Here is a 12,683-nt window from a genome sequence, read left to right as displayed (position 1 = left end):
CCTTTACTATGATCTTATAAATAGATGAGAACGGTTTTAACAGAATATGACTACGCTTAAAGCGCAGTCATAGGTGTTGCTTCCATTTCATAGATATCTTTTAAGCGTGAACGCAGTTGGTAGTACTGTTCACTCGCGCTACCTTGAAGTTCAATACGCTGGTTATCAATTTCAACAATTTGATCGGCAACTTGAATATCAAGGTTTTGGCCCATTTCGTCAAAGAGATCCCGCTGTGCGTGAAGTTCTTTGTTCGTTTTAATCGCTTCGTTAAGGGTGCCAATGGCGGCAATCCCTGCACCGGCGGCTGCCACTTGCCCAGCAGTTGAGCTAGAGTTTGAGCCCAGTAGTACTGAGGCTACGGCAAACAAACCGGCCGTCACCTGTTTAGTGGTGCGCTCAGCTTTTAGCTCTCTGATTTTCTTAGCCTCTGGAAGGGTTTCTTTTTGGTATTTTCTGTAAGGCGTTTCTGTGGTTACCCAAAATGAATCGTAGGTTTCCTGAAGGCTATCAATAAACTGCTCGTCCTTCGCTTGAATAGCGCGGACACGGCGAAGCATGGGATCGCTTTCAGACGGCGCACTCACCAACTCAACTTCACCTTTACGGCTTTGAGAAAGATACTGGCTAAACGCTTCAGGGCTATACATTTGTGCATAGCGCAAGTCTGACACCATCTGTACTTCTTGTTTGTAGGCTTCTGATTTTTTCATTAGCAGGTCGTAGACGTATTTAGCAATTTGCTCAAACACGGGCGCATTAGGGTTTTCTCCACGAGACATCGCATCTCTATACCAACCTTCGCTAACGCGGTACTCAAATTCTTCCTCGCCCCATACCGTATTTTTTGCGTCCATAACCCTTACGCCAATTTCTACGGTTTCCGTATCCGAATAATTAATTTTACCAAGAATATAAACATCAGCGAGTGCCGACGCGTCTGGGGTTACATTGATGCTTCCAAACGATTTGGTTTCACCTAACGCTTCTTTGGTGGCAATAGCAAATCGATTTGCTTCTAAGCGTCTTACTTGCGGCCAGATACCTTCTTCTTCTATTTCATCGTAATCTATTGAACCATCGCTTTCTGTAGGAAAGCCGGGGTCAAAAACCGGGATAGCGACATCCATATATATATCTGAGTTGTAGCGATAACGGTGCGAGTTCGCGCCAAGCTGTTGCCCACCGCCAGGGCCAACCATCGACGGGCCTACGCTAGTTACATTAGTTTGGGTTGAGCCACATCCGCCTAAGAGTATAAACGATGCCGTAGCGACCACTGTAAACAGGGCCTTTGGATTAAATGAAGACATTTCCTTTCCTTCCTCTGAGTTTTATTTACAGCCGTATTGCTCTTTTAATGCTTGGAAATGAGCTTTTTCTTGCTCTGTTGTCGCTCCTTGCAAACCGGCAATTACGGCATCACATACCGCTGAACTTCCACCTTTTGCTTTACCTCCAGTAGATTGCTTTGAAGGAGCTGAACTAGAGGTGGTCGTTTGTGAATGGGTTGATGATTCTTGAGATTGGGCGCTGTTTTGCGCATTTGACTGCCCTTGGCCGCCACTGGCTGCTGAAGCGCTAGACACGCTTCCCGAGGCTGCGCCATTTCCTGCACCAGCACCTTGGCCAGCGGCGCTAGCCACACTTTGTGCGCTAGATTGCGCTGCGGCATCCATGCATTCTTCACTTTGCTCTAAAGCACCGAATAAAGAGTCATCTAAAGCTTGAATTTTTTCAGCCTCTGTCATGGTAGACATATCTTTGTCACCAAAGTCGAGAACGGAACAATCTTGATAATACGTAGGCGTCTCGCTTGTTTGTGCGTAAACAGGCGCGAGAAAAAAAGTGAGAAGTAATAGTGCAAAGGGCAAATGATGCGGCATAGCCAAATAAGTCCTTTTATTTTAATTGGCTTGATACATACAAATACATGTATAGCCCTAGTCCTTTTTTATTTATAGCACTCTTTTACGAAAGACAAAACATTGATTTTGTTTTAAGCGGCTTACCAGCAAACATAACCAGAATAAAAAAGCCGATAAAACACAGGGCTTTATCGGCTTTTTCCTAGTGGTAGTTAAACTACATCAAACGTGTTTGCGTGCGATTAATGCTCCCAGTGATAGTGGTGGGCTTTCGCCTCCACTTCATCCGCGGTTTGCTGTGGCATAAAGGTCGCGTTATCTTGCTCAAAGAAGAAAGGTTCGCGTTTTTCTTTACTGCCCACTTCGTTCATGGTGGCAGACTCGTAAACACGGCCGTTTAACACCGTGTACTCAACGTACTCACTCTTTCTAATGTCGCTTAATACATCGCCATCAATCACCACTAGGTCAGCAAGCTTCCCTTTTTCGATACTACCAAGGTCTTTGCCCATGCCTAAGTGCTTAGCACCATCAATAGTCCCGCCGCGCAGCGCTTCCCAAGGCGTAAAGCCACCTTGTTCCATGATCCACAGTTCCCAGTGTGCAGCTAGGCCTTCACGCTGTCCGTGAGCGCCAATATGTACACTGACCCCATTATCTCGGAGTTCTTTAGCGTAGCTGGCGACGTTTTGGTGGTTGTATTGGTTTTCTGGCGCGGTCGGTCTGCGAATAGCGCGTTTGTCTAAAATAGTAGAAGGGGTATAGCGCAATAGACGCGGGTTCTTCCACACTTCCGTTTTATCGTACCAATATTCTTCACCCATCATGCCGCCGTACGACACAACAAAGGTAGGGGTATAGCCAAACTCTGTGGCTTTCCATAGCTGAGTAACATCGCTATAGCCTTTTTCAACCGGAATGCTGTGCTCAAGACCGGTGTGACCGTCTACCAGCATGGTTAGGTTTTGCTGAAGCTTACCGCCCCCTTCAGGCACCACCATCATCGCTTGATTTTTAGCTGCCCAAAGTACCTGTTGGCGCTGATCACGGCGAGGTTGATTATAGCTTTTCACCGATATAGCACCGGCTTCTTTTAAGCGCTCTACGTGGAAATAAGCATCTTCGTAGTCGTTGATGATAGCTTTGTAACCCAGTCCTTCTGCACCGTACAAGATAGTACCGGTAGAGTAGATACGCGGCGCAACAATTTTACCTTTGCGCTGAAGCTCTGCTGCAGCAAAAATTTCCGTGGTGTCGTTTGATGGGTCGTGAATGGTGGTTACACCGAACGACACGTTGGAGAACTGACTCCAGTTTTGCTGAGGAATTATCTCATTACGACCTTGTGAACCATGGGCGTGCGCATCAACGAGCCCAGGAATAATGGTTTTACCCGAGGTGTCTATCTGCATAGCGTCACCAGGAATAGCTATATCGCCACGCTTACCTACCGCTTCAATACGGTTGTCTTTAATAAGTACAACGCCATTTTCAATGACTTCCTGGGTATTGTCAGCATCGCGCATGGTTACCACTTTACCGCCAACCAAGGCTTTGTATCCTGAAGGCTTGTCGGCCTTGGTGGTAAACGACAAATCCATACCTTCAGCTACCGGTTCAGGCAAGGTTTCAGGTGCACCGTCTAAAAAGGCAAAGGCTTCATCGAGTGAACGGCTGAAAAGTGTCGGGCCGTTAAACCAGCTAAGGGTTTTATTGTCTGGTGACCAAGTAAGGTATTCACCAGCTCGACTTGAAAGCTGTGTTACCGGTAGCGAGGTCATGTTCGGACCAATGGTAATGCGCTTACCATTTTCTACAAACGGTGCCACGTAAGTTTTAAATTGATATACAAACGCAACCCATTTTTTATCGTGCGAAAGTTTGTACTCACTTACTTTATTTGCGCCGTATAGATGCGTACGCTTGTCATTACCTTGCAAATTAACGCTTGAAAGTTGCGTTTCATAATACGCTTCGCCGCCGGCAGATTCTGTGAAATATACGCGGTCGTCGCCACCCGCGAAGTGGGCGTTGTAGCCATTGTCTGTCACCTTACTTACAGAATCTTCTTCAAGGTCGGCAACGTAAATACCTGGCTCGACCGAGTAGGTCGGGTCTAGCAGAAAGCCGCCGGTAAATTTGCGGAATACCACTTTTTCGCCATCGGCCGAGAACGAAGGCTCAATGTAATGACCGGGCTGCTGGGTAATAACCTTTCCTTTACCACCACGGGCTGATACTACGCGTACCGTACCTAAATCTTGGTCGTCCCACGTGGTGTAAACAATCTTCTTACCGTCGTTAGAAAAACGAGGGTAGTACTCGTCGTGGTCGTTTTGCTTGGTCAGGCGCTTAATTTTGCCAGACTTAACGTCGCGCACGTAAAGTTTACCTAGCGCTTGAAAGAGTACAGTTTTACCGTTAGGCGACATTTGAGACCAGCGAATCATGCGCACATCAAATTCATCAGGGGCTACGTCTACGTCAAAGCGCAGAGCGTCAGCGTATTTCACGGTGCCTTCAACAGTGATATCCATGGTGCGTGTGATTTTATCTTCGATATCGATAGTGTGGAATTTACCGCCTGTCCAATATACGATTTCGCTGCTATCCGGCATCCAGTCGAAATAGGCAAAGTAGCCTTCAGAGCCAAACCCTTCCTGCATGTCTCGCTCTAGTTCGAGGGTAAGCGGCGTTTCTACGCCGGTTTTTATCTCTTTAAGGAAAAGCCCCGTTCTGTCTTTAACGCGACGCACAAAAGCGATGTATTTACCGTCAGGCGAAGGCGTAGGGACTACGGCACCGCCTGTACCACTGATATAGCGGCTCTCTTCGCCCGTTTCGCGGTCGTAGCGAGTGATAGCAAAAATGCCTTCTAACGGGTCGCGGTTATATTCAAAACGTGCGCCTGGCACGGTGTTTTCTGTAAAGTAGATGTACTTACCGTCATGCGAAAATACAGGGTCGGCAATGTTTTGTTGGTCGCGTTTACCGCTGTTGCGGGCTTTAATTTGCAGGCCATCGCCGCCGGATTTATGATACATCCAAATCTCGCCCGCGGGAATGCTGCGGCTAGACATGATGCCTTTGGTAACCACTAGGTATTCGCCGTCAGGGCTCCATTTAGGAGAGTGGATAAGATTGCTTTTTTCTTTAGTTACTTGACGAAGATTACTGCCGTCAATGTCCATTACCCATACGTTGCTTAGACCGTCTTTGTCCGAGATAAACGCAATGTGTTTGCCGTCAGGAGAAATAGACGGGTGAATATTCCACGCAAAATCTTGGGTAAGTGGCGTGGCATCACCACCGTTCATGTTTACTTTATAAAGGTCGCCAAGCATGTCGAAAACCATAAACTCGCCATTTGGCGCAACGTCTAAGCTAGACCATGTGGTTTCGTTTGTTTTGATGGTGACTTCGTTTAACGCATAAGGTGGGTTACTGACGTCCCAGTTATCGAGTTCGTATTCGGTTTTTTCTTCACTGTCGTTTTGTGCGTAAGAGGCCGGCGCCATGCCCAAGCCAAGAGCGCTTACTAGCGTAACTGCTAGTAGGCTTTTCTTTGTCGTTATCATGATTGAGTTTCCAACTGCTTTTTAATTATTTTCTGTCTACATCAGAGTACATGACTAAGCTGGTTCTTTTGTACCCTCGAATTGTAAAGCTTAGGTTAATCTTACTGCAAAGTACGACGGATTTATTTAGCTTATGCGATTGTAAGTACAATTTCAGCGGTTAACGCTTCTATCATCACTTTAAGTGATGCTTGTCTATTACAGCAATAGCGGCTAATTTCGTAACAAGTCGTTAACAACAAGTTGTGTGGGAATTATCGTGAGCAACACTGAACAACAATTGCATTATTCTACGTGTACGCTGTGCGAAGCCATGTGTGGTATTGAAGTGGCAACGAAGGGCAGACAAATACTGTCAATAAAAGGGGATAAAGATAACCCCTTTAGCCAAGGTCACATTTGCCCTAAAGCCAGTGCGCTAAAAGATTTGTACGACGACCCTGACCGCCTTAAACGCCCTGTAAAAAGAGTGGGCGATAATTGGCAAGAGATTACGTGGGAGGATGCGTTTGACCTTGTTGCCAATAAGCTGCACGGTATTCAACAAGAGCACGGCGAAGATGGGGTGGGTGTGTATTTAGGTAACCCCAACGCGCACAACATGGGGGCTATTTTATTTGGGCCTTACTTTTATCGCTCACTTAAAACGCATAACCGCTATTCTGCGACGTCGGTGGACCAATTGCCTCACCACATCATCAGCCGCAGACTATTCGGCCATATGTCGCAAATACCTATTCCGGATATCGATCATACTCAGCATTTCATGATTATTGGTGGGAACCCTTTGGCGTCAAACGGCAGTATTATGACCGTGCCGAACGTGAAAAAGCGTTTGAAGGGCATACAAAAACGGGGTGGCAAGGTAGTCGTTATCGACCCGAAGCGAAGTGAAACCGCGGACCTTAGCTGTGAACACCACTTTATTCGCCCGGGTAGTGACGTTTTATTGCTACTCGCCATGCTGCATGTGCTGTTTGAAAAACAATTATACAATGTAGAGGCGCTTCTTCCTTATGCTGAAGACATAATGGAAGTAGAGCATTACGTACGCAATTTTTCACCAGAAAAAGTCAGTGAAAAAACCGGTATTCAGGCCTCGCAAATAATCCAGCTCGTTACCGATTTTTGCGAAGCAGAAGCGGCAGTGTGTTACGGTAGAATGGGGGCAAGCGTACAAGCATTTGGTACGCTAACCCAATACCTCATTATGCTATTTAACATACTTACCGGTAATTTAGACAAGCGTGGCGGCATGATGTTTACCCAGCCAGCGGCAGACACATTGCCTGTTGCAGGAAAGGGCAGTTTGGGCACGTTTACCTCCCGGGTGCGCGGCCTTCCAGCTTTTGCTGGCGAGTATCCGGTTGCCTGTTTAGCTGAAGAGATCCTTACCCCCGGAGACGGACAAATTAAAGCCATGGTTATTGGGGCGGGAAACCCGGTAGTCACTACGCCTAACGCTGAACAGCTCGACAAGGCATTTGCACAATTAGATTTTATGGTTGCTGTGGACTTCTACATCACAGAAACCTCTCGCCACGCCGACGTGATTTTACCCCCCGTAACAGCCCTTGAACGGGACCACTACGACATTGTGTTTCACAACTTCGCGGTGCGAAACTTTGCGAAGTACTCCGAAGCGGTGGTGGATACAGATGCAGACCAACTTACCGACTGGCAAATTTATTTATCGTTAGCTGAGCGAATCGACAAATTAAACGGTAGGAGCACAGCGCACTATGCTGCGCTTTGGAGCAAGCAGCCAAAAGGCGTGGTGGACGACTTGTTACAGACCGGTCTATACGGTGATAAGCGAGGTGCTTTTCAAAACGGTGTTAATGACAGCGATACGGAAAAAGAAGGCAGTACTGCGCACGGCCTAACGCTTAAAAAGCTTAAAGCAAACCCACACGGTATAGATCTTGGCCCGCTTCAGCCGTCTTTACCTTTTGCGCTTTTCCATGAAAATAAAAAAATAAATTTAGATTTTGATTATTTTATGGCGGATATAGACAGGGTTAACGCACACTTCTTTGATAAGCAAAGCCACGCGCAACCCCTTGTTTTAATTGGCCGCCGGCATATTAAAACCAACAACTCGTGGATTCACAATAGCCCGCGTATGGTGAAAGGCAATAATCGCTGCACGATGCAACTGCATCCCGATGACGGCGTTAAATACGGTATTGAAAATGGTGATGAGGTAAAGGTGAAATCGCGGGTTGGCGAGTTAACGATAGAGGCTGAAATCACCGATGCGATCATGCCTGGTGTGGTATCTATCCCGCACGGGTGGGGACACAACAAAAAAGGCATTAAGTTGTCTGTGGCAAGTCAGCATCCGGGGGTAAATACCAATATTCTTACCGACCACATGCAGGTGGATGAACTGTCTGGTAACGCGGTGTTAAACGGTGTACCTGTAGAACTTGAAAAAGTAAGTTAGTGCGCATAAAAAACCGGCTTTTACCGCAAAGTAAAAGCCGGTTTTTTAAATGCGATTTTTTACCTAATAACCCATGTTCTCACTACAGCGCAAGCATGCGTCGGTGGGGTAGCTAACCCCTTAGTTTAAACGCCCTAGGTCATGGTAACGAATTCTTCCGCGCTGGTAGGGTGAATGGCCACACACGCATCAAAGTCAGCTTTGGTCGCGCCCATTTTTATGGCAACAGCAAAACCTTGCAGAATCTCATCCATACCGTGGCCAATACCGTGTAGGCCAACAACTTTTTCGTCTTTACCAGCACATACTAGCTTCATCTTCGTCATTTGACGGTGACGGGTGACTGCTGTGTACATAGACGCAAAGCTTGAGGTATACACCTTAATATCGTCTTCACCGTATTTTTCAATAGCCTCTGGCTCTGTTAAACCAATGGTGCCGATTGGCGGGTGACTAAACACAACGGTAGGAATAAGCGAGTAATCCATGTGCGCATCTTTTTGCCCATTAAATAAGCGCTCGCTTAACAAACGGCCCGCTTTAACTGCCACCGGAGTAAGCTCTGCTTCTCCGGTTATATCGCCTACCGCATACACATTCTTTGCCGTAGTGTTTTGGTATTTATCTACCTTAATGGTACCGTCGTCGTTTAACTCTACATCGGTGTTTTCTATATCAATTTTATCGGTTGACGGCTGGCGGCCAATAGCCCAAATAAGGCAGTCGGCTTCAAGTACTTCACCGTTAGTTAAATAAATAGAAAGCTCACCGTTTTCCGCTTTTTCAACTTTCTCGACGCTGGCGTGATCGTGCAGTTTACACCCTTCGGCGTGGATCATATCCACCAAGGTTTCGTGAATGATAGGGTCGAAATTTCTAAGTGGTGCGTGTTTGCGAACCACAAGATGAGACTCTGTACCCAGTGCGTGAAGTACGCCGGCTAGTTCTACGCCTATATAACCTGCACCCACAACTACCGCGCGCTTTGGCTGCTCTTTTAGTGCGAAGAATCCGTCAGAATCAATGCCGTGTTCGGCACCTTCAATATCAGGAATAGTCGGGCGACCGCCAACGGCAATAGTAATATGATCAGCAGTATATTGTTCGCCGTTGACTTCTACCGTGTTGTTATCGATAAATTTTGCGAAGCCACGAATAAGCGTCACGTCGTTTGCTGTAAGTGCGCGGTCGTAAGAAGCGTGAATACGCTCAATGTAAGCCTGTCGGCTAGCGATAAGGCTGTCCCAGCTAAAATGGTTAACTGACAAATCAAAGCCATACTCTGGCGCATAGCGATGGATGGCTTCAGCGACTTGCGCTCCGTACCACATGGCTTTTTTAGGCACACAGCCCACGTTTACGCAGGTACCGCCGATATCTTTTGCTTCAATGATGGCTGCTTTTTTACCGTGTTTTGCCGCACGGTTGGCAGATGCAATACCGCCGCTACCACCACCAATACAAATATAATCAAAATGTGTCATACAAAAAGCCTTTTCTGTGGGTTAGGCGAGCATGAATCTTTACGTAATGCGTTGTAGTTACGCAATATGCTCGCGAAGCAAATTCAACGCATCCGCGCTTCATTTAGAACAGTATTCTAAAGACCGGAACTCGCTTCAAGGAATTTCAGTTTATTTAACAATGGGGATAGCCAATCCAAATAAAAGGTCGAGCAAGATAATCTTTATGTGCGTCATTATCTTACCCAATGGCAATACGCAGTATTTCAAGCCTAGTCACTTATAGTGTCAGAAGGGCCTTCTGGTTCTATTTGAATGCTAAATGCTTTACCGCGCTCTTCTTCAAAGTGTACCAATTTTTGTATTGTAGCATCGTTGAATATATGACCTTCAGGAAGTATAAGGATATGGCTGTCGTTATAAAGATTTTGGGCAAGGGTCATGCCTGCTTTTAATTGTGACGCTTTCAACGAGGTCGAAAGCAGCTTCGATGTTGTAACGTCTTCAGCTTCAAGAAGAAGATCTAGGAATTCACCGTCGTAGCGGGTATTTCTGTGTTTTTTCATTTCAAGTTTAGCGTCACGCGGGCTCATTTCGATACCACTCATACGCCCAGTAACTAAGCGCCAATAGTCACGTGCTATGGCTAAAATACGCGCCCCTGCTGGAATTTCTTTAGCTACTTTGTTGTAAAGCCCTGAGCCATTATAGTGTTCGAACTGAAACTCAATAATGTCTGAAACCTGATGAAGTTCATGGGCTGGAGCCAGTATTAAAGCGGCTTGTTTTGTTTGCGATAAATAATTTTGTTGCTGTTGGTATTTCAGCTTTGAAAAGGGCGCCTTGAAATCTTCAGTTTCTAACCCTAAAAGCCCAAGCTCGCATATTAACCCTGCATAGCGGACATGCTTTATCTCATCTTTTTCTAAGCGTGCAATACGCGCAAGTTTTGAAGCCAGTTCACTTACTTCAATGGCAAACTTGCCGTCAATGTTGGGGTTAATGCTTATCACATTAAACAGCACTTGCTCCATCGCTATATTGTGCTTTTCAATTTTATTGAGTGCTGCTTTTATTTGCCGAGTACGTTTTTGTACCACTTGCTCTAACGAGGTATTGACGTCTCTTAGTTTTCTATTTTGTAGTCGCGTAAGCTTCTGCAGGCGCAAGTTTTCGGTCTTAAGCTTAACTCGCTCTAACCCCTCTTCAACAACCGAAATTAACTCTTGGTTGTCCCAGGGCTTTTGCAAATAACGATGTATTTTTCCTTGATTTACGGCTTTTATGGTTGACTCAATATCTGCGTAACCGGTAAGCACTACCCTAAAGGTTTCTGGATAGTTGATGGCGACTTGCTCTAACAGCTCCGCACCAGACATTTGTGGCATTTTCATGTCTGAAATAACCACGTGAACCTCGTTCGCACTCATAAGCTCAAGAGCTTTTGCGCCACTATCTGCAAGAAGCAGAGTAATATCCATAGTGAAGAGCGCGCGCTTAATTGCACGAAGAATGTTAGGTTCGTCGTCGACAAAAAGCACCGTATAGGTTGTGGCTGATTCTTTAGGCTCTGTCATAAATCATTATCCTTATAGGCGACGCAATAACTATTACATGCAATGGCGCTTGTTAACACTATTTGCTTTCTCATTATTCACTCTCTTTTTCCATGAGGGGAACTGACGGAGCAGGCTCAACAGGGAGTGCAAGGGTGAACGTGCTACCTTCGCCTTCTACACTGCTTGCTGACAATGTGCCACCGTGCTCTTGAGCAATGCCAAATGAAATGGAAAGACCTAGCCCCGTGCCTTGGCCTTCGGGCTTGGTTGTAAAAAACGGGTTGAAGAGCTTATCTAAATGGCTAGGGGGAATGCCGCACCCTGAGTCTTCAACACGCAGTTCAACAAAGCCGTTTAACGTACAGGTAGTAATTATCACTTTACCATTTTTGCCAGTGGCTTCAATTGCTTGTCCAGCATTAATCAGCAGGTTGGTAACAACTTGAGACACCTTGCCAACGTTCATGGGAATATCTGGTACTCTGCCCAAGTGGGTTTCTACAGTACAAATATATTTCAGCTGATTGTTAACCATAGCCAGCGTAGTACGTACGCAGTCATTAATGTTGTGCTGTTGCATATGATCGCTATCAACCCGTGAGAAAATCTTAAGACCTTTTACTATCTCAGCCACTCGTTGTAGCCCCTCACGGGAGTCGGTTAATAACTCTGCAATATCTTCGTTAATAAAAGCCATGTCTTGATTGGCGAGCATGCTTTTTAGTTCAGTAAGTGCTTTAAGTCGCGCTTGTTCATTTTCAGCCGCTATTACCACGTTTATTTGAGAAAATACCATTTGATATGTGGCAACATACTCGCTTAATGTAGAGATATTGCTACTAACAAACCCAACTGGGTTATTAATTTCATGAGCTACCCCGGCAGCTAGCTGACCGACCGATGCCATTTTCTCCGCTTGAAGTAATTGAACCTGTGTTTCTTTAAGGTCTTTGTTGGCTTCTTCTAGCTGAAAATTCTTTTGGTGCAATAGGGCGGTTCTGTCCTGCACTTTTTCTTCGAGCAGGGTGTTGAGTTCCTTCAGTTCATCCTGTGCACGCTGCCTTTGCTCATGCTCTTCTTTTAAACGCTCTACTAATTGATTGAAGGCCTCAGCCAGTTCGCTTAATTCGTCATTACCGCGAACAGGAACAAAGACTTCCCTGTAGTCATTGTTTTTTACTGCATCGCCAAGATGCTTCGCACCCTGATGTAACTGGCGAAGTTGCGACATCAGGTATGAACCCAAGATATACGAGCACAAGCCAACGAGGATAAACTCCATGAGGGCTAGCGTAAGCGTCCAGTTTTTAACACGAGATACCGATTCGGTAACAGAGGCGATGTTCAAGCCAATTTCTACATAGCCGTAAAGGGAATTATTTACCATGATGGGCGCGCGCGTATCATAGATGCCATCATCTGCTTCTGACACCGAATCGTCCGCAACGAAAGGGCGATTTAGCGCTTGTTGATTCCCCTTGCCAACAAACACGTTACCTAGCTTGTCCTTAACTTTTACGTAAGAAATATTGGGGTTGGTTAATATTTCGGATACATCAGCATCAAGGGAAGCAAGGTCGTAACTTAGAAAGGCGTTTTTCGTTGTAGAAACAAATAAAGCGACGCTGGTATCGGCAGACTTTTGCACATTATTGTCAACCAGATCGTTTAACAGTTGAAATACCGTAATGATCAGTACCAATAGCAGCAGGGCTGCAATCGATGCAACGCCGGTAATTGTTTTAAATCGTAGCGACAGCCTCATA

The 12,683-nt window shown here is 45.9% G+C and carries 7 protein-coding genes; 1 reads left to right on the top strand and 6 read right to left on the bottom strand.

Annotated features, from left to right (window positions below; genetic code table 11):
* Positions 1 to 56 precede the first annotated feature (56 nt).
* The 3 genes from MADE_RS17645 to MADE_RS17635 form a co-directional block, all read right to left on the bottom strand.
* Positions 57 to 1,313 (bottom strand): hypothetical protein, encoded by a 1,257-nt coding sequence (locus tag MADE_RS17645; protein WP_012519891.1) that lies wholly within the window; start codon positions 1,311 to 1,313, stop codon positions 57 to 59.
* A 21-nt stretch (positions 1,314 to 1,334) separates the two neighbouring features.
* Positions 1,335 to 1,886 (bottom strand): hypothetical protein, encoded by a 552-nt coding sequence (locus MADE_RS17640; RefSeq protein WP_012519892.1) that lies wholly within the window; start codon positions 1,884 to 1,886, stop codon positions 1,335 to 1,337.
* A gap of 224 nt (positions 1,887 to 2,110) precedes the next feature.
* Positions 2,111 to 5,446, bottom strand: coding sequence for an amidohydrolase family protein (locus MADE_RS17635; protein WP_012519893.1), 3,336 nt, complete (start codon positions 5,444 to 5,446; stop codon positions 2,111 to 2,113).
* A 259-nt stretch (positions 5,447 to 5,705) separates the two neighbouring features.
* On the opposite strand from MADE_RS17635, the gene MADE_RS17630 reads away from it, so the two are divergent.
* The gene (locus tag MADE_RS17630) at positions 5,706 to 7,895 is read left to right on the top strand and encodes a molybdopterin oxidoreductase family protein (RefSeq protein ID WP_012519894.1); all 2,190 of its coding nucleotides are present in this window, start codon (positions 5,706 to 5,708) and stop codon (positions 7,893 to 7,895) included.
* A gap of 134 nt (positions 7,896 to 8,029) precedes the next feature.
* On the opposite strand, the gene gorA is transcribed toward MADE_RS17630, so the two are convergent.
* The 3 genes from gorA to MADE_RS17615 form a co-directional block, all read right to left on the bottom strand.
* Complete coding sequence (gorA, locus tag MADE_RS17625) at positions 8,030 to 9,379, bottom strand: glutathione-disulfide reductase (protein WP_012519895.1); 1,350 nt, start codon at positions 9,377 to 9,379, stop codon at positions 8,030 to 8,032.
* 251 nt (positions 9,380 to 9,630) lie between these two features.
* A complete protein-coding gene (gene nosR / locus MADE_RS17620) occupies positions 9,631 to 10,935 on the bottom strand; it encodes a response regulator c-di-GMP phosphodiesterase, NosR family (RefSeq protein WP_012519896.1) in 1,305 nt (434 codons plus the stop codon).
* A gap of 73 nt (positions 10,936 to 11,008) precedes the next feature.
* On the bottom strand, positions 11,009 to 12,682 hold the full coding sequence (locus tag MADE_RS17615; RefSeq protein ID WP_012519897.1) for a HAMP domain-containing sensor histidine kinase: 1,674 nt from the start codon (positions 12,680 to 12,682) through the stop codon (positions 11,009 to 11,011).
* Position 12,683: the final 1 nt, after the last annotated feature.

Source organism: Alteromonas mediterranea DE, assembly GCF_000020585.3.
Classification (GTDB): domain Bacteria; phylum Pseudomonadota; class Gammaproteobacteria; order Enterobacterales; family Alteromonadaceae; genus Alteromonas; species Alteromonas mediterranea.
The sequence above is the reverse complement of the archived record's forward strand: the minus strand, read 5'-3'. Positions and strand labels throughout refer to the sequence as shown.